Source organism: Brevundimonas sp., from assembly GCF_965278935.1.
Lineage (GTDB): Bacteria > Pseudomonadota > Alphaproteobacteria > Caulobacterales > Caulobacteraceae > Brevundimonas.
The window spans coordinates 3302521-3320332 of sequence record NZ_OZ257124.1 but is presented as its reverse complement, the minus strand read 5'-3'; the positions used below and the strand labels follow the sequence as shown (position 1 = coordinate 3320332).

General features: G+C 67.4%; 15 protein-coding genes and 1 tRNA gene. 5 read left to right on the top strand and 11 right to left on the bottom strand.

The features are described from left to right. Window positions 1–34 precede the first annotated feature (34 nt). From yihA to rpmH, 4 genes are read right to left on the bottom strand one after another with little or no spacing between them, the layout of a single operon-like run. On the bottom strand, window positions 35–676 hold the full coding sequence (gene yihA, locus ACQY68_RS16555) for a ribosome biogenesis GTP-binding protein YihA/YsxC (protein ID WP_428150862.1): 642 nt from the start codon (window positions 674–676) through the stop codon (window positions 35–37). Beyond that, window positions 673–2505, bottom strand: a complete 1833-nt coding sequence (gene yidC / locus ACQY68_RS16550) for a membrane protein insertase YidC (RefSeq protein ID WP_428150861.1) — start codon at window positions 2503–2505, stop codon at window positions 673–675. Before yidC ends, yihA begins: the two co-directional genes overlap by 4 nt. 5 nt (window positions 2506–2510) lie before the next feature. Then, window positions 2511–2936: a ribonuclease P protein component gene (rnpA, locus tag ACQY68_RS16545; RefSeq protein ID WP_428150860.1), complete on the bottom strand. Its 426-nt coding sequence runs from the start codon at window positions 2934–2936 to the stop codon at window positions 2511–2513. 30 nt (window positions 2937–2966) lie between these two features. Continuing rightward, entirely contained in the window at window positions 2967–3101 is a 135-nt protein-coding gene (gene rpmH / locus ACQY68_RS16540; RefSeq protein WP_013268133.1) for a 50S ribosomal protein L34, read from the bottom strand. A 142-nt stretch (window positions 3102–3243) separates the two neighbouring features. Here rpmH and ACQY68_RS16535 point away from each other — a divergent pair, with 142 nt between their 5' ends. Next, on the top strand, window positions 3244–3966 hold the full coding sequence (locus ACQY68_RS16535) for a TVP38/TMEM64 family protein (protein ID WP_428150858.1): 723 nt from the start codon (window positions 3244–3246) through the stop codon (window positions 3964–3966). Further along, complete coding sequence (locus ACQY68_RS16530; protein ID WP_428150856.1) at window positions 3963–5438, top strand: sensor histidine kinase; 1476 nt, start codon at window positions 3963–3965, stop codon at window positions 5436–5438. The genes ACQY68_RS16535 and ACQY68_RS16530 overlap by 4 nt, the downstream gene beginning before the upstream one ends. 3 nt (window positions 5439–5441) lie before the next feature. On the opposite strand, the gene ACQY68_RS16525 is transcribed toward ACQY68_RS16530, so the two are convergent. After that, a complete protein-coding gene (locus ACQY68_RS16525) occupies window positions 5442–7193 on the bottom strand; it encodes a gamma-glutamyltransferase family protein (protein ID WP_428150854.1) in 1752 nt (583 codons plus the stop codon). A 168-nt stretch (window positions 7194–7361) separates the two neighbouring features. On the opposite strand from ACQY68_RS16525, the gene ACQY68_RS16520 reads away from it, so the two are divergent. Next, a tRNA-Arg gene (locus tag ACQY68_RS16520) sits at window positions 7362–7438 on the top strand. 179 nt (window positions 7439–7617) lie between these two features. After that, complete coding sequence (locus tag ACQY68_RS16515) at window positions 7618–7863, top strand: DUF6538 domain-containing protein (RefSeq protein WP_428150852.1); 246 nt, start codon at window positions 7618–7620, stop codon at window positions 7861–7863. Here the strand turns inward: ACQY68_RS16515 and ACQY68_RS16510 are convergent. Together ACQY68_RS16510 and ACQY68_RS16505 are read right to left on the bottom strand one after the other, a co-directional pair. Then, window positions 7770–8660, bottom strand: a complete 891-nt coding sequence (locus ACQY68_RS16510) for a trypsin-like serine peptidase (protein WP_428150851.1) — start codon at window positions 8658–8660, stop codon at window positions 7770–7772. The genes ACQY68_RS16515 and ACQY68_RS16510 overlap by 94 nt on opposite strands. 103 nt (window positions 8661–8763) lie before the next feature. Continuing rightward, window positions 8764–9897, bottom strand: coding sequence for a hypothetical protein (locus ACQY68_RS16505; RefSeq protein WP_428150849.1), 1134 nt, complete (start codon window positions 9895–9897; stop codon window positions 8764–8766). Window positions 9898–10163: 266 nt separating this feature from the next. Between ACQY68_RS16505 and ACQY68_RS16500 the strand changes: the two genes are divergently transcribed. Beyond that, window positions 10164–12077 carry a S1C family serine protease gene (locus ACQY68_RS16500; RefSeq protein ID WP_428150848.1) on the top strand — a complete coding sequence of 638 codons (1914 nt, stop codon included), beginning with the start codon at window positions 10164–10166 and terminating at the stop codon, window positions 12075–12077. Window positions 12078–12099: 22 nt separating this feature from the next. On the opposite strand, the gene ACQY68_RS16495 is transcribed toward ACQY68_RS16500, so the two are convergent. The 4 genes from ACQY68_RS16495 to ACQY68_RS16480 are packed head-to-tail and all read right to left on the bottom strand — an operon-like array spanning window position 12100 to window position 17811. Next, on the bottom strand, window positions 12100–12621 hold the full coding sequence (locus ACQY68_RS16495; RefSeq protein WP_428150846.1) for a hypothetical protein: 522 nt from the start codon (window positions 12619–12621) through the stop codon (window positions 12100–12102). 44 nt (window positions 12622–12665) lie between these two features. After that, window positions 12666–14849, bottom strand: coding sequence for a hypothetical protein (locus ACQY68_RS16490; protein ID WP_428150845.1), 2184 nt, complete (start codon window positions 14847–14849; stop codon window positions 12666–12668). A 2-nt stretch (window positions 14850–14851) separates the two neighbouring features. Beyond that, a complete protein-coding gene (locus ACQY68_RS16485; RefSeq protein WP_428150844.1) occupies window positions 14852–15247 on the bottom strand; it encodes a hypothetical protein in 396 nt (131 codons plus the stop codon). Continuing rightward, window positions 15244–17811 (bottom strand): hypothetical protein, encoded by a 2568-nt coding sequence (locus tag ACQY68_RS16480; protein ID WP_428150842.1) that lies wholly within the window; start codon window positions 17809–17811, stop codon window positions 15244–15246. The genes ACQY68_RS16485 and ACQY68_RS16480 overlap by 4 nt, the downstream gene beginning before the upstream one ends. Window position 17812: the final 1 nt, after the last annotated feature.

The window sequence follows — 17812 nt, the reverse complement described above, 5'->3', positions numbered from 1 at the left end:
CGGCCACCTTCTCCCACTGGGAGAAGGAAGATGATCAGAGTTCCACGCCCGTCGTCCGCATGATCTCGGCGCGCAGCTCCGGCAGGCCCGCGCCCTTTTCGGCCGAGGTCACGATCACAGCCGGGAAGGCCGCCGGCCGCTTTGCGATGGCTTTCAGCGTCGCCGCCGCCACCGTGTCGCGCTCGTGCGCCTTGATCTTGTCGGCCTTGGTGAGGACGATCTGATAGCTGACGGCGGCGAGGTCCAGCGCGTCGAGGGCCTCGGTGTCGACCGACTTCAGCCCGTGGCGGGCGTCGATCAGCAGATAGACCCGCTTCAGCGTCACCCGGCCGCGCAGATAGTCCCGGCCCAGGTTCTGGAACTGGCGCACGGTCGTCTTCGACGCCTTGGCCCAGCCGTAGCCGGGCAAGTCGACCAGACGCATCTTTCCGTCCAGATCGAAGAAGTTGACCTCGCGCGTCCGGCCCGGCTCGTTGGAGGCGCGGGCCAGTTTGTGCATGCCCACGAGGCCGTTGATCAGGCTGGACTTGCCGACGTTGGACCGCCCGGCGAAGGCGATCTCGGGCAGGTCCGGCTCGGGCAGCTGTTCGATCTTGGCGGCGCCCATGACGAAGGTCGCGGGGCGCTGGAACAGGACCCGCGCAGCCTCGATCTCTTCGTCGGTATAGTCGGTCAAGACGCCGTCTTTTTGAGTTTCGAGAAGAAGTCGTCGATCGGGTTCTCGGCCTTGAAGCGGTGCATGATGAAATACTGCTGGGCGATCGAGAGGATGTTGTTCCACGCCCAGTAGACCAGCAGGCCCGCCGGGAAGCCGGCCATGATGAAGGTGAACACGATCGGCATGAAGGCGAAGATCTGGCGCTGGACCGGATCCGGCGCGGGCGGGTTCATCGCCTGCTGCAGCCACATGGTGAAGCCATAGATGATCGCCAGAACGCTGAGCGCCAGGGTGAAGCCGCCGCCGGTGTGGTGCGACAGCAGCCCGCCGATCAGGGGTGCCGACGACGGATCCCAGGGGATCAGGCCGAACAGGGTCCAGATATTGGTCGGGTCGGGCGCCGACAGGTCGCGGATCCAGCCGAAGAAGGGCGCGTGCCGCATCTCGATCGTGACGTAGAGCACCTTGTACAGGGCGTAGAAGACCGGGATCTGGACCAGGATGGGCAGGCAGCCCGCCAGCGGATTGATCTTCTCCTTCTGGTACAGCTCCATCGTGGCCTTCTGCTGGGCCTGCGGGTCGTCCTTGTGCTGTTCCTTGATCTTTTCCATCTGCGGCTGGAGTTTCCGCATCTTGGACAGGCTCTCGTAGCTCTTGTTCGCCAGCGGGAACATGATGAGCTTGATGGTCAGGGTCAGCAGCAGGATGGCGACGCCGAAGTTGCCGACCAGGCCGTTGAAGAACTCGACCAGCAGGAAGATCGGGCGCGTCAGGAAGAACAGGAAGCCCCAGTCGATCGCGTAGATGAAGCGCGGCAGGTCGTACTGTTTCTCGTAGGCGGACAGGATCTCGTTGCGCTTGGCGCCGGCGAACAGGTGCTGGACCTCGGTGATCTGGCGACCCGGATTGATCGTCCGCGCCTCGCCCAGCATGCGGGCCTCATGGATGTTGTAGTGGTCCGCGTCGGTGACGACGAACTCGGCCTTCACCGGCTCGGTCTGCGGCGGGATCAGGGCCGCCATCCAGTATTTGTCGGTCATGCCGAGCCAGCCGCCGGTGGACTCGAACTCCTCGCGCGGCTTCTTGGCCCAGTCGCCGTATTTCAGCTGGGTCGTGGCGTAGCCGTCGCCCTTGGAGAAGGTGCCGATGGCGCCCTCGTGCAGAATCTGGGTCTTGCCCAGAGCCGGCGGCACGCCCTGGCGCTCGATGCGGCCATAGGGAGCGATGACGACCGGCGCGGTTCCCAGGTTGGCGACCGTGTCGGTGACCGTAAACATATACTGGGCGTCGATCGCGATCTGGCGCGTGAAGCGCAGGCCCTGGCCATTGTCCCAGGTCAGGGTGACCGGGGTCGTCGGGGTCAGGCTCGAGCCGCCCGTCAGACGCCAGACGGTGTTCGGGCCCGGAACGCCGCCGGTGATGTTCTGACCGGTCCAGCCGAACTGGGCGAAATAGGCGTGCTCCATACCTTGCGGGCGGAACAGCTCCTCATAGGGCGACGAAGGGTCGATGGTCTGGCGATAGTTCTTGAGGAACAGGTCGTCGATACGACCGCCCTGCAGCGACAGCGAGCCCTGCAGCGTCGGCGTCGAGACCGGGATGCGCGGGACCCGGCCCAACGCCTGGGTGCGGTCCGTAACGAAGGTCAGCGCGCCCGTCGCGGTGGAGCCGGGAACGGCTCCGGCCGTCCCGCCGGCCGGAGCCACGGTCTGTTCGGCGGCCGCCGCTTCCTGGGCGGCTTTACGGCGCTCCATCTGCGGGCCCATGACGAAGACCTGGTACAGGATCAGGATCGCCGCCGTGCACACGGCGAAGATCACCATGTTGCGCGTGTTCTCGTTCTTCATGCGGATCAGCGGTCCAGGTCTTTGGAAGGTGGGGGCGTCGTGTCGGGGGAAATAGCGGCCGGCCGGCTGGATATGGGTTCCCCGGCGGGGGTCGCGAGCCTTGTAAGCGCCGATTTCACATCGTCAAGCAAACGGTCCCACGGGCGATCGGGCGTGCCTTGCCGGGCGATGAAGACATAGTCGCTGCCCGGCACGCCATACTGGCCGACCATGGCCCGCGCGGCCTCGCGCAGACGGCGCTTGCAGCGGTTGCGAACGACGGCCCCGCCGACCTTGCGCGTGGCCGTGAAGCCGATCCGCATCGTCGCATCCCCGTCGGCGCGATCCAGTCGCTGCACGACCACGGCGCCGCGGGCCTGAGAAACGCCTTTCGCGGCCGCCAGAAACTGGGGCCGCGAGGTCAGGCGATGGATTGTGATGGCAATCGTCATCGGTCCCCCCGGATGGAGGGGGCAGGCCGCTTAAGCCGTCAGCTTCTTGCGGCCCTTGGCGCGACGCCGCGCAACGATCTTCTGTCCGTTCTTGGTGGCCATCCGCGAACGGAAGCCGTGACGGCGCTTGCGCACGAGTCGCGACGGCTGATAGGTCCGCTTCACGGTCGGCTCCAGAGGTTATGAGTTGCGCACAGGACGGACGTGTCCTCTGCGGGAAGGGCGGGCGTATAAGGGGCGAGGCTTCGGCTGTCAACGCCGGGGACGCCTCCGGCAGCCTCGAACGGCCGGGAGCGTTGGGGTGACTATGGACCGCATCAAACGATTTCTGCCCCTCGTGGCCCTGGCCTGCGTCATCGCCCTGATCTTCGGCATGGGCTGGAACCGCTATCTGTCGCTGGACACCCTGAGGCTACACGGCGGCGAACTGCGCGCCTTCACGGCCGAGAACTATGTGCTGGCCGTGCTGGTGCTGATGGCGGTCTTCGCCATCGCCACGGCCAGCGTGGTGCCGGGCGTCTTCTTCGTGACCATCACGGCCGGCTATCTGTTCGGGCCCTGGGTCGGCGGCATCTCGACCTCCATCGCCGCGACCGTCGGCGCGCTGATCGTCTATGCCGTGGCGCGGTCGGCCCTGGGTCAGGACCTGCGCAACAAGGCCGAGCGCGATCAGGGGATGCTCAAGAAGGTCTGCGCGGCCATCGACAAGGACACCTTCTGGTACGTGCTGGCGTCGCGGCTGGCCGTCGTGGTGCCCTTTCACATGATCAATATCGCCGCCGGGATCATGTCGGTGCGGCTGCTGCCCTACACCGTCGCGACGGTGATCGGCCTGTTGCCCGCCCACATCATCTATTGCTGGATCGGCGCCCGGCTGAACCAGCTTCTGGCCGAGAATCCCAATCCTGACATCCAGGCCCTGTTCGGCCAGTTCTGGGCGCCGATGGCCGGAGTCTTCGTCCTGGCCGTCGTGCTGCCCCTCGTGCTCAAGACGGTCCAGAAGCGACTGCCGGGAGCCGCGACGCCGTGAAGCCGCCCCGGGTCATGCCGCGCGATCTTTTCGACAGGCTGCGTCTGCCCGCGGACTGGCGCGAGCGGCTGACCCCTCACGCGCCCGACGGCCTGTCGTCGCGACTGCTGCTTCTGACCGTCCTGTTCACCCTGGCGGTGCAGGCCCTGATCCTCGGCCCCAATGCCGCGAGCTTCCATGAGCGCTGGCTGCTGGACCGGTTGCAGGCGGCGGAGCTGGCCTCGGTCGGGGTCGAGGCCCTGCCCTACAGCGCCGTGGACGACCAGACGGCCGAACAGTTGCTGCGCATCGGCGGGGTGTCGGCGGTGGCCATCAGCGATCAGGGGGTGATGCGCCAGCTGCTGCAGGCCCCGAACCTGGCCCGGGCGCCCGACTTCATCGACCTCCGCCGCCGCAGCCTTGGCGCGCGCCTGCTGGACCCGGTGCGGACCCTGTTCGGCCATCCCGACCGGTCGATCCGGGCCCGCGCGGCGCCGCGCTACCGCTCCGGCGACTTCATCGACGTGGTGGCGCCGGCCGAGCCGCTGAAGATCGAACTGCGGGCCTTCCTGCTGAACAGTCTGCTCGTCTCGATCCTGATTTCGGTGGTCGCGGGCGGCCTGCTGTATGCGGGTCTGTCCTTCCTCGTGCTGCAGCCGCTCCGGCGGGTGACCCGGTCGATCGAAGGCTTCGCCGCCGACCCCCAGACCGTCGCCCCGACGCCCTCGGATCGCCACGACGAGATCGGCCGGGTCGAGCGCGAACTGGCCGTCATGCAGGAAGAGGTGCGTCAGGCCCTGCGCTCCCGCTCGCGTCTGGTGGCGCTGGGCGAGGCGGTGGCCAAGATCAATCACGACCTGCGCAACATGCTGACCTCGGCCCAGATCGCGTCGGAGCGTCTGGCCGATTCCGCCGACCCCCAGGTGGCCAAGGCCCTGCCGCGTCTGGAGCGGGCCCTGGGACGCGCCGCCGCCCTGACCCGCAATGTGCTGGACTACGGCAAGTCGGAGGAGCCTGAGCCGGTTCTGGACCGGATCGTTCTGGCCGCAGCCGCGACCTCGGCCGCCGAGGACGCCGGGCTGGAGAGCCAGGGGGTGCGGCTGGTGAAGGCCATCCCGACGCGTTTCGCCGTTCAGGCCGACGCGGACCAGTTGCACCGGATCCTCGTGAATCTGATGAGGAACGCCCGTCAGGCCATCGAGGGCGACGCCACGCGCACGGCCCGCAAGAAGGGCGGCCCGCTGGGCTCCGTCATGATCGAGGCGACCAGTGAGGACGGCTGGTGCGTCATCCGCGTCGTCGACGACGGTCCCGGCATTCCGCCGCGTCTGTCCGGGCGGCTGTTCGAACCCTTCGTCAGCGGGGGCTCGGCCGACGGCACGGGGCTGGGCCTGACCATCTCGCGCGAGCTGGCGGCCAACCACGGCGGCGAGCTGCGCCTCGTCGAAACCGGTCCGACGGGCACGACCTTCGAACTGCGTCTGCCGGGCTGAGACCTATTCGGTTCGCGCCACGCCCTCGCGGCGGTCGTCGGCGCCGCCGTCCCAGTGACCACCTTGAGAATCCGGCCGCCAGAGTCCGCCGTGCAGGCCGGAGTTCTCCGATGTGTTGGGCTGGAGCACGATGCCGCGTTCCGCCAGTTGCTCCGTCAGCGTGGGTCCGAAGCGCGACGTGTCGGCGCCGAAGCCGGGCCCCCGGGCCACCAGATTGGGAAGGTCGAAGGCGGCCTGGACCGGCAGGCCCCAGACCAGGGTCCCGATCAGCCCCTTGGCGTTGTAGGCGAGGATGGAGGTGCCGCCGGGCGACCCCATGGCCCCGACGAGGCGACCCTGACGATCCAGGATGATGACCGGCGACATCGACGAGCGCGGCCGCTTGCCCGCCGCCACGGCGTTGGCGATGGGCGCTCCCTCAGCTGTCGTTGGCGAGAAGGAGAAGTCGGTCAGCTGGTTGTTGAGGAAGAAGCCGGCGACCATCCGGCCCGAGCCGAAGATGCTCTCGACCGTCGTCGTCATGGAGACGGCGTTCCCGGCCGCATCGACGATGACCATGTGGGAGGTGCCGGAGGGTTCGCGTGTGGCGTCCGGCGCGCGGAACACGCCGCCCGGGGGCGTCCCGGCCGTCGCGGCGCCGGTCAGGCCGGGAGCCAGGGCGGCGCGAGAGGCGACATAGCCCTCGTCCAGCAGACCGGCCACCGGCACGCCGACGAAGGCGGGGTCGGCGACATAGCGGTCGCGGTCGGCGTACATCAGACGCTGCAGCTGGGCGAACATGGTCCAGGCGTCGGCGCTCGTTTCGCCCCCGGCCAGCACGGGCGCCGCGGTAGGGCTTTCGGCCATGGCCATAAGCTGCAACAGGGCCACGCCGCTGGACGGCGGCGGCGGCACGCAGATGACATAGACCCGGAACGGACGGCACAGGGCGTCGCGGGCGATCGGGCGATAGGCGGCGAGGTCGGCCGCGCTGAGCGAACCGGGGCGCGGCTCGGCGTGGACGGTGTCGACGATGGCCTCGGCGATCGGACCGGTGCGCAGGGCGGCGATGCCGTCACGGGCAAGCGTCGCGACCGTCTCCGCATAGGCGGGGTTCCGCAGGGTGTCGCCTGCGACGTAGCGGGCGCCGTCCGGCCTGGTGAAATACTCGGTCGCCCAGCGGGTCCGCGCCTGTCCGCCGCCGGCGATGAAACCGGCCAGACGCGGGCTGACCGTGAAGCCGTCCCGGGCCAGTCGCTCTGCGTCGCCGAACAGGCTCGACCAGGCCAGGGTCCCGTGGGCCTCCTGCGCCATCGCCAGGGCCGCCACGGCGCCGGGCGCGCCGGTCGAGCGTCCGCTCAGCACCGCATCCATGAAGGGCAGAGGGACGCCGTTCTCGTAAAAGAGTTCGGGGGTGGCCGCTGCGGGGGCGGTTTCGCGCCCGTCGTAGGTCGTGACCTCCTGCGTGTCGGCGTCATAGACCATGATGAAGGCCCCGCCGCCGATGCCCGACGACTGGGGCTCGACGAGGCCGAGAACGGCCTGCACGGCCACCGCCGCGTCCACCGCCGACCCGCCCCGCCGCAGCACGGCCATTCCGGCCTCGACCGCCAGAGGATTGGCCGCGGCCACGAACGGACCGCGCGCCGGAGCGGCGGGGGGAGTCTCCACGGTCCGTGCCGGGGTGGGCGCGCCCCCGACCGTCGCGGTCTGGCAGCCGGCCAGGGACAGGGCCAGGGCGGCGACGAGCAGGGAACGGAACGGCGACTTCGACATGATCATCTTCGGGGCGGCCCGGAAAAGCACTGACGCGGAGAGGCGTTCCCCCGACCTAAGCCCCGCTGTCCGCCTCGCCAAGCACCGGTTTTACAATGGGGTCGAAAACCGGGTTGCGCCCGCGAAGACGACCCGCTAGATACCCGCCCTCGCCGTCAAGGCCTGTGCGCGCCCGTAGCTCAGCTGGATAGAGCATCAGACTACGAATCTGAGGGTCGGACGTTCGAATCGTTCCGGGCGCGCCATTTCTTCCCCCACCCCTGTAAACACTGCGGTTTCACCGTCTGGGGGACCGTCTTCGGACGATTGCTACACGACCCTGCTACACAATTCCCCCGATGATCTGGGATCAAGCTTCGGAAAACCCTCGGGAAAACAGCCGGGCAACTGCTACACGAACTATCTACACAAACGGCCTCGTATCGTGTGGCGCAGCGGTAGGCTCTACTACCGCCAGCGCGTGCCAACCTCTTTGCTTTCGATTGTCGGCAGGAGGGAAATCTGGGGGTCGTTAGGGACGGACAGCCCAACGGTCGCCCTGCGTCGTTCCCATAAAGTCGCTGCGCAGACAGGACCTCAGTACGGAACGGGAGGAGAAGTTTCGCCGCAAACGCCAAGATCGACGTCGGCAATAGCGCGCCGCAGCCGGGCACCGATCGGAATCGCATAAGTCTGGCCAGTGCGCATCTCGCGCGGGCCGGGAGCGCGGGTCAGGATGGCGACGATGCGCCAGGCGTCGTCCTGAAAGGCCAGAACCGGCCCGCCCGAGTTGCCGCTGGTCGCTTGGCAGCGGGTCGCCAGCACCCCATTGGCAAGCCGCGTCAAACGCCCGCAGTCGGGATCGACCCAGACAGCCGGCGCGGTTGGGTCGAACCGGTCGGCAGGATAGCCCGCCAAGGCATTTTCGATCCAGCCGGACGCGCCGCAACAGGCGTCCTCGGCCAGGCCGAGCGGGGTTATACTCTCGACCGGTCGGTCTAGCCGCAGCAGCGCCCAGTCGTCCAGCAAGCGCCCGCTGCGCCCCCACGCGGCCACGACTGCTGTCCGGGTGATCGCCTCGCCGGGATCGGTGGCTTCCCGAGAGATAGGGAGCGTGTGAAAGCGGATATCAATCCGCTGCTCGGCTGTTTCGCCGTCGAGGCGCGGGTCGCCCAGAACATGGCGAGCGGTCAGGACATGGCAGGTTGAAATCAGAACGCCCGTCCCGATGTCCGATACTCGTCGCACCGCATCCCCATGGCCGATGCTGTTGGTCGTCGTGACGAGGGCCGCGGCTCGCGCCGCTTCACGCAGGGTTGAAGACGACGGCAGGGCGTCGGCCCGGACGCGCCGATCTCGCGAAGAAACCGGTCCCGGATCGCCAACGGGCGCTGTCGGCGTGACCGTCGGAACCTGAATGCCCGGAGGGACCGCGTCCTGCGGGCGAAATGCCAAAGCCGTATCGGCGACAAGCGCCACGATGGCCACGATCAGACAGCCCAGAGCCGCCAACCGCGAAGGATGTGTGTGCGTCACCTGGATGCTCGAAACATCCGGACCGACTCGTGACCGGCGTTCGAAGTCTCGTCGATCATGCGGGGGGAGCGATCGACACCCTCTCGCCACGGGCCACGGCGACCTGAAGCCGGGCGCGATTGGTCTGATCCGCCGCAGATGCCATCGCCGCCGCGTCGCGTTGCGCGACGATCGCCTGCTGATGGCCGTTCACGGTCTGGAACGCATCGGTCGGCGCGACGATCCGGGCAAGATAGATGTTGGGATCGTCCAGATCCACGATCGGCACGGCCGTGGTCGCTGGTTGCGGCACCGATCCGCCGAAAGCCGATGCCGACGAGCCGAAAGCCGAGGACGACGAGCCGAAGGCACCCGACGACGCCGTCGTCGCGGCGAGAATGGCTGGCGGCACGACCTCGACGGAATAAGCTTCCGCCGAGCCGCGCAAGGAGGCCGCGCTGGTTCCTTCGACAAGGGCTTGGGCCTGAGCCATCGCCATCAGATCATCGTCAAAGTATTTAAGAACGTCCGAGAAGAGATTTCGGTCGTCGATCATCGCGTCCTGGATCATCGTCTGTTCGCGGGTCATCTGATCCAAGATTCTGCGGTCGTCGCGCGCCGCCCTCGCGCCCTCGCGTTCAATCGTCCGGCGGGCGCGATCGTCGGGTGCGGCGGCGCTGGCGGCGGCTCGGCCAGCCTCTCGGGCGGCGAACTCGGTGCGGGTCGCGATCAGCCGCTGTTCCCAGACGGCGATCTGGTTCTGGCGGCACTCGGAGGTGGCGTTGATCGAGTTCGTCAAGGCCTGGATACGGCCTGCATAGCCCCCTGCGTCGGCATCGATCATGCGAGCGATCTCGCGGTTGTCGTCCGTGATCTGCTGTTTGGCGGCGATATACTGGTTCATGCCACCGGCGACCCCGCCGATGACGGCGCCGACGATCATCGCGGTGCGTTGGGTGCCCGCCGACTGTCCCTGGCCCGCCGCGCTGCCCAAAAGTCCGCCCCCCAGAAGGCCGACGGCGACGCCTTGGATGACGCGGTTGCGGATCGTCTCCCGGTTCCGCTGGCGAATGTCGAAGAAGGGACGGCGCTGGCTTTCGCACACTGCGATCGCCTCGTTCCCGCGACTCTGAGCCACGGTCGGCGTCGCCATACCTCCGAGCGTGGCGGCGACCAACAGGCCCGCTATGACGTGCTTCGTCCTGTTCATCGGCATCCCGTCCAGCCCCCGACGCAAAACGACGTTGCGTCAGTCTCCACTCTAGGCTGAAGAAAAAAAGGCCGTCAATCGGAGCTTGACCGCACCGGCCCGCCTCCGCAGCATGGCTTGCGGAATTCGGGGGTTAGTGAGGCGCTAACGGCGATCGGAAGGGTCGCTAGAATCGATCCGCGACGTGTCGAACGAGGTGCTGGGGGCGCATGACCGACCAAATGGGCAGAGCGGGAAGACGAGGGGTCGGGAAGCCACGGGCGAGGGTGGCCCGCGCCGTTTCGCTGGCGATGCTGGCGTCCCTTGGACTCTCGGTCGCGCAGAGTCGCGCCCAGGTCCAGGGAGGCGAGGTCTACAGAGGGTTTGTCAGCACGGGCATCTGGGTCGAACTGGCCGACGATGGCAGGGACCAATACGAACTGGCGGTTCTCGACGGCCTGCCCGGCCAGCTTCCGCAGACGCGATTCATCACCCTGGTCGCGGATCGGAGTAGCGGCGACTGCATACTGGTTGGAGCGGGTGTCGAAACCGCCGTGTCTGTTTGTCCCGAGGGGGCAGGCTTCACTGCCGGCGTGACCATCGGCCAGGCCCAAGGTCAGGCGACATTCCAGGCCGTCGGCTGGTCCGGCAGTTTCGCCTGGGGCCGCGCAGCCGAAGGGGTGGGCGATGAACGCACGAGTTGCCAACTGGAAAGCCGAGCCGGCGCCTCATGGCTGATGGGCTCGCCGCTCGGGACGGCGCTGGCCGCCGTCGCGGCCGACGCCCAGAACCTGCCGTCGACCCAGACCGACACGTCCGCCGTCCTGGCGCGCCTCAGGGTCGATCGACTGCGAGCCTATGCGGTGCTGGCGCTTCGGCCCGACGAAGCGGCGGAGGCCGCGCGCATAGCGGATGCCGTGGCGGGGCGCCCGGTGTTGGGGCGGTCGGTGTCGCTGGCCCAGGCGACCCTGGATCAGAGCGCATTCACCGCCCGAGTCGTGAACAGCCCGGTCCGCGAGCACGCGCGACAGGAGCTCCGTCAGGTCGATCGGGCGCTGGCCGAAATCTATGATCCGACGGCCGCCGCCTCGCGCGCCTTTCTGATCGATCGTCTGAAGGACGATCGGTTGCCTTCCGCGTTGCGAGCCCTTGAATCGTCGCTGTCGGACGGGCGACCCGCCTTAATCGGCGACCTCATCGCCTTCGAGGGGCTGGCGGGCGAGCTGGATGCCTGCGTCCAGGCTGTCGCCCAGGTCGATGCCGGGGCCCGGTCTGCGGTCAGCGAGACCCTGTTCCAGCGTTCCGACGAACTGGTTGAGGCGATGCGGACATCGGTCGCCACGGCAGGCTCCTCTACGGCCGGGCGGGAAGCCCTTCAACAATGGGAGGGGAATGCTTCGGTCGTCGCGGTTCTGAGGCGCGCGGGTCGGCAGGAGGTCTTCGCGTCGCTGCGAAATCAGGTCGTGCAGATCGCCCAGGAAGAGGATCGGGCGCGACTGGATGGAGAGCGTCGCGCAGCCCAGCGCGCCGCGGCAGACAACATCGCTCCGACGACCCGGTCGGGACGCTTTCAGGCGGATCGCGTCGCCCGGTCGGTAGTGCGGATCCTGCACCCTGTCGGAAACATGATCGGGTCGGGAACGGGCTTCATTGTCGCTCCCGGCATCGTCGTCACCAATGTCCATGTGATCGAGGGCGGCGGCGCCGTCTATGCCGTGGTCAACGGCACGACTGACGCCCAGCGTATCCCCGGGACGGTCATTGCCCAGTTCCCGATCCACGACATCGCCATCCTGCGTATACCCGGGCTGACGGGCCGGACGATCGCCATCGCCGGCAACGAGCCGGCGCAAGGCTCGGACGTGTGGGCCCTGGGCTTTCCTGGTCTGGCGGATGATTTCCAGACGCAGGACGAGCAAACCGCCACGCTGACGACCGGGATCGTCTCCCGCGTCTATAGCGGAGTGACCATACAGAGCGACGGCGGGGGAGAGACGCGGCTGGTGCAACACACCGCGCAGATTGCGCCCGGCAGTTCCGGCGGCCCTCTGTTCGACGCCTGTCACCGCGTCGTCGGGGTGAACACCCAACTGGCGAGCCGAAACTCGAGTCAGGTGCTCAGCGCTGTCTCGAGCGGCATCCTGCCCGAGTTGTTGCGCCAGCAGGGTGTGACCCCGCAGGTGTCAAGCGGCGGCTGCTGAACGGCCGCCGGCTTTCGGTGCTCTATCGCCCGGTGGCCACATGGGGGATCGTGACGGCGGCGTAGAAGATCATCGCCTCCGTCTCGCCGACGCGGCTCACGGCGAACTGTTGCGCCCCCACGCCGATTGGCGTGATCGGCGCTGAGAAGATGATCGACTGGCCATCCTGCTGGTTCACCTGCCAGATGGTCAGGTCGAAGGAGGCGGTCAGGACGACACGACAGTTGGCGCCGTTGGCCTGACGCTGTTGCGTCAGTCGAACGACGCCTCGGACGAATGGTCCGGCGCCCCGAGCATCGCAATTGCCGCGTGTCGGCCAGACGTAGTACTGCCGCCCGGTCACGTCGTAGGTCGCCTGTTCGTTCGATCGTATAAGGAGATTATAGACGGTGACGACATCTCGGCCGCAAGGGTCGGTCGATAGGGTTTCGCGATGGACACCACGATAGGCGGCCTGAAAGTTCGCCCCCCGCATGTAGTCCTCGGCCAGTTCGCATGGCCCGACCCAAGCACTCTGCGAAAGCGCCGGCTGTGCGGTCAGCATGATAGCCGCCGTCAACATGGCGTAGACTGGGATTCGGGCGCCGATCATTGCACACACTGAATTCTGGCGACGACCATGCAGGTCGTACGATCGGAAGGGCATGTCGGAACGCCGGCCGGCGTACTGCTCCGATAGGTGGCGCGACGGCTTGAACATTGACGTCTCCCTTCAGTTTCTACGGCTAGGGCGACGCTCATCGTATTCGGAAACGTCACATTGGCCGACAGGTTGAGTGGACTGGACGCCGTCGGCGCCGGGCGAGGCGTCGTTGGTGTGGTGGCGTGGGGCTGCGGACGGCTGGCCGGCGTTGGCCGCGTCGTGCTGTTCGTTGCGGCCGGCGCGCTTTGCATGGCGGTTTCGCCCGCAGCCGCCTCTGCGTCCGTGAGGGCCAGGGATTCGGTGACGGCAAGCGCCGCAGCGGCGTCGCGCGCTGCGGTGGCCGCTGTCACGCGATTGAGCCCGTCTCTCGCCTGATTGCCGAGGTCGGGATCGTTACGAAGGCCTTGGTAGTATCGGACGGCTTCTTGCGTACGGGCGTCGAAGTTCGCGGCGGAGGGGTTGGTCTGTTCTAGAAGGCGAGCCAGTTGAAGTTTGGCAATCTGGTCGCCGGCTACGCTGGCTCGGCGCAGCCAGATCTCCGCGTCAGCAAGATCCACTGCCTTGCCCTGGCCCAACAGCGCCATCTCGCCCAGCGACCGAATGGCCGCCCTGTCATTCAGATCCGCTGCGTGGCCGAACCACGTCCGCGCCTTTGCGAAATCGTCGACCCGTCCCGCTTCGCCCATCAGCCTGTAGAAGGCGCCTAGCCGCTCCATCGCCTTCTCAAGCCCGGGCTTGTAGTTTTCCAGCGCCTCCTCGGACAGGCGCACGGTCGCGTAGTCGAACCGCTCCAGTGTGGGCGCCGGCGACCAGCGACCGTCCAGCTTGCAGTTGAGGGTGTATGTCGCCGGCTCCTTCGCAATCTTCAGGACACCGCCGTCGCGATCCCATCGGCAGCCATCGGGCGCGGGGGGTGGTGGCGCGAGCCATTTCGAGACGGTCGGATAGGTGTAGGCGACGCCTGCGCCTGCGAGCACGACGGCGGCCAAAACGACGATCCTGGTCAGGATTCCGCTCCGTCGAATGACCGTCTTGTCCAGAGGATGGCTCAGGATGGAGACCGTCTCCGGCCTTTGTGGCAGCGTCTTTGAGGTGGGAAGGGTGGGCTGGCCGGACGCGGCGCCCGAGAGGCCAGTCTGCACGGCAGCAGTCGTGACCCCGAGGCCGGGCCGGTCGATCGACCCCGCCCCGGCGGGCTGCGGCACGGGCGAGGCGAGCACAGGCGGGGTCGTGACCGCCGCCGATGAAGCCGGAGGCGCCTTGTCGTCGAAGTGAACCGTGTCGTCGCCGTCGGGATCCAGGCCCAGGGCCTCCAACCATTCGGAGATGGACGCGAAGCGATCTTCGATCCGAAGGCTCAATCCGCGCTCGATGACCCGTCGCATGTCATCCGACATCTCGGGCGGCCCAGGGGTCGCCCAGAGCGCGACACCGGGCGACCTGAGGCGCAGAAGGGGCGGGGGCGGGGCGGTTGCCGTTCCCAATCGGAACAGCAGCGCACTGGCCGCGTAGACGTCGGTCGCCGGGCCGAGCGGGACGCGCCCGGCGGCGTCGCGATACTCCAGCGGTTCGTAGAGTGAAAGCAGGTCGAAGCCTGCGCCGGTCCGAGCGTCCAGGAAGGTGCGGAAGTCGGGAAGCGGTGGTCCGACAACGATCCGCCCGGCTTGCACTCCGACGTTGTTCAATCTCAGTCCCAAGTGGGCCAGACCTGCGGAATGGAGGGGGCCCAGTGCTTGCGACAGGCTCCGAGCGAACGGATCGAGGACCCTCCGGCCAACCGGCCCAGCCGCCTTCAGCCGCTGATCAAGGGTCTCGCCGATTGCGGCGGTCTCCCAGCACCAGGTCTCGTCCAGAGGGCTCGCGTCCTGTGGCAGGCGCACCCGCTCAGTGGACAATCGGCTGTCAGTCCAGGCCGGGTTCCGAAAGGCTTCCGCCGCTTGGTCGAAGGCCGGTCGCGCATCAGTTCGGACACGAAAGATGTTGTCGGCGTCCGCCTCTACGGCCCCGGGTGGCGCGAGAACGTAGAGGGCATCGCGGTCGCTCCGATACTCCAGCAACGGACCCAGTCGAGCCACGAACCGAAACGCTCCGTCGCGAATGGTGTCAGGCGGGAACGCTGGCTTGGCCATGGTCAGAATCCGCACCGGGTCTGGTTGGCCGCGACCTGGCGCTCGATGCGTCGAACCTGCTCCGTCGAAGGATCGTCATTGGGCGTGAACACCACTTCGATGCTGCCGAGCTCTTGGATGGGGCCGTTCCACAATGGCTCGCGGCCCTGATTTCGCATCAGGGTGGCATGCACCACCTCGGTATCCTGGCTCAGGCCGCTACAGGCGAAGAAGGCGGGCCAACCCTCGGCCTCCGGCGTGCCTGGGGTTAACCGGACGATCGCAACCTGACGCCTGGCCGGTGCGTCTTCGGCAACGACGGGCCGGCCGGCGGACACTGCGGACCTCAGAACGATCGCGCCCATGATCGCGAACACGGCCGGTCCGACCCATCGGACAATGCGAGCCCTGTCGATCACGCGTCACCTCCTCGCATCCACGCGCGGACGGGGTCGCTGTCCAGAATGGTCTCGGCCACGGTGAGGGCCGGCGTGTTGCGCGTCCTGCGCTGAATATTGATCACGATCGTCAGAACACGGGCGGGATGGCCGGACTCATATCGGACGGCGGAGAGTGCGACGGCATGTCCGAACATGGACCCTCGCGCTGTCCCCCCCTGGAGGCGTCTTTGAACGCCGGTCACGACGCCGCCTTCCATCCGCACGCCGTCCGGAATGCAATCGCGTCGCGCCCGAGGGCAGTCGAAGGTCGCCATCTGGGTCACGACTGCCTCTTTCAGCGCATCGCCAGGCCCGGCGGCGATTACGCATTGCTGACGGTTATGGTCGCGCATGCGTGCGACCAGTTCGTCGTCCGACGGAACCGGCCCCGCCCCAAAGGTGAGGCGGCCGGCGGCAGCGTCCCAACGAACACCGCAACGGTTGTCAATGAGGGCGGTCAGCCGGGCATTGGCGGGGCTCTGCACGGCGCCGCTTTCCAACGACGGTGTGCCGGTCTTGGCATAGAGAACGACGTTCGATGGATAGCCAGCGTTTCTGAACCTGGCGCCGAGGGTCGCGGCAGTGCCGCCTGGACGAGCGACGGCATAGAGCCCTTGCATCCAGTGATCGCGCAATCCGGCCAGATCTTCAGAGTCATCGATATGATAGTCGAGCGGGACCGGCGCGGGGGTGTCCTTCGGCGTCAGCGTGAGGCGGCTGCGGACCTGACGGCCTGTGACGATGCGCGAGAAGACTTCCGCGACCTTGACGGTGGTCCAGGAGGATCGCGACCCGCCGAGAACACTCATCAGATAGCCGCTGGATAGTTCCGAGACGGCGTTCAGTCCCAGAGCTTCGGTTTGGGGTGCCACGCCGGCGAAGGCGTTGTTGCATGCACCGTTGGCCAGATCGCGCCAGACTTGGATGTCGTAGCCGCACGCAGCCCGGTCCGGCGCGATGTCGAACAGCGTCTGGAGAGACGTGGCCCAAGGCACCGACATCGCAGACGCCATGGTGGGGATGCGACCGAAGGCTCCCGTCTCGCTGTTTTCCAGAATGGCCAGCCGAGGCGTGTCGCGCCTGCTTCGGCCCAAGCTCCAGTCCTCGCAGAAGGCCCCGCAGGCGTAGGCCGGCCCGGGTTGTTCTCCGAGGCCGATCAGCATCAGCCCGAGCGCGTATCGATTGGACGAGATCGCGAGATAGCTAGGGAAATCCACAGGCGGCCCCGAATGGGTGTCGTAGAATTCGCTGCCGATATCGATGCCCATAATGGTCCGGCTGGCTCCGGGGCTGATACGGAACGCTGCGAGACGGGGCTGGCTGTCCAGAATGGCGATGGACAACGGCACCTTGGCGATGGAGCCGATGGGCATGAGGCTGAGGTTGTGGTTTCGCTCCAGCAGCGCCTCGCCGCCTCGGGTGCCGCGCTGGTCTTCGCTCAACTGGTCGGGATCGGAGGGATAGCTGGCCAGGGCCAGGATTTCGCCGGTGCGACCGTCCATGACGGTGACCGCGGCGCGGAAGGCATCGCCATCGCCCTGGAGATGCGACGCCTGCTCGACCAGGGCCGCCTGGGCGAGGTCCTGCATGTCCTGATCCAGCGTCAGGCGAAGCTGGGAGAGGCGGGATCGGACCATCGCTCGATCCAGGCCGCCGGCGATCGTTTCGAGGCCAGGATATGCCTCGCGTGCGAAGCTGGGGTCGCCGACGGCGATTGCGGCGACGCGGCGATCGACCAGCAGGCTCACCGACCCCTGCGGTCCCCGTACGCTCAGTTCCTCTCCCGGCTGCATGGTCACGGCACTCGCCTGCGCCGCATCGGCGCGAAGCCGCACACCGCCGACCAACACGGTGGTTTCCGAGGGCAGATCGCCAGCCCTTACGACCAGTTGATCGCCGACGAGTGAGAGCCGTGCCAGCGGGCGCCCTCCCTCGCAGATGCCGAGCGCGCGCCGCTCTCCGCCCGCCGAGGGCCAGCGGTTGTCGTCATTGATGTCGATGTCGCATCTGCGCGCTGCATCACCACTGGACGAGACGGCGATCACCCGTCGGTCGGCCAGTCGGCGCAGCTGGAAGCCGATTTCGGACCCGCCTCTGAAGAAGATCGGTCGCGCCCAGCCCTCGGACCGATCGAAGGGACGCGCCACCTTGTGCGCGTAGGGATCCAGTTCCAGGACGGCCCCGCCATCGTCGAGCCGCCACAGCGACGCGTCCTGCATGTCGCGGCGCAGGCGAGAGCTGTTCACATAGGTCAGCAGGGCCTCGTTTCGCGCCACCGGGCCAGCGAGCGAAACGATGCGCTTTCCGTCCGCGTCGGTCCCGACCGTCAGCCAGCCACGCTCTGCGAAGACCTCGCGCACAACGCGATCATAGCCCGACCCCTTGGCGATCAGCTGTTTGGGCGCACGGCCCTGCCAGGACAGGATGGACGGCGCCACGCCGATCAGCGCCACCATGATCAAAACAAGCAGCGCCGCCACGACGCCGGAGCGCGATATGCGCTGTGCGGACCCGGATTTTGCCCCCTTTGCCTTCAGCGGCATC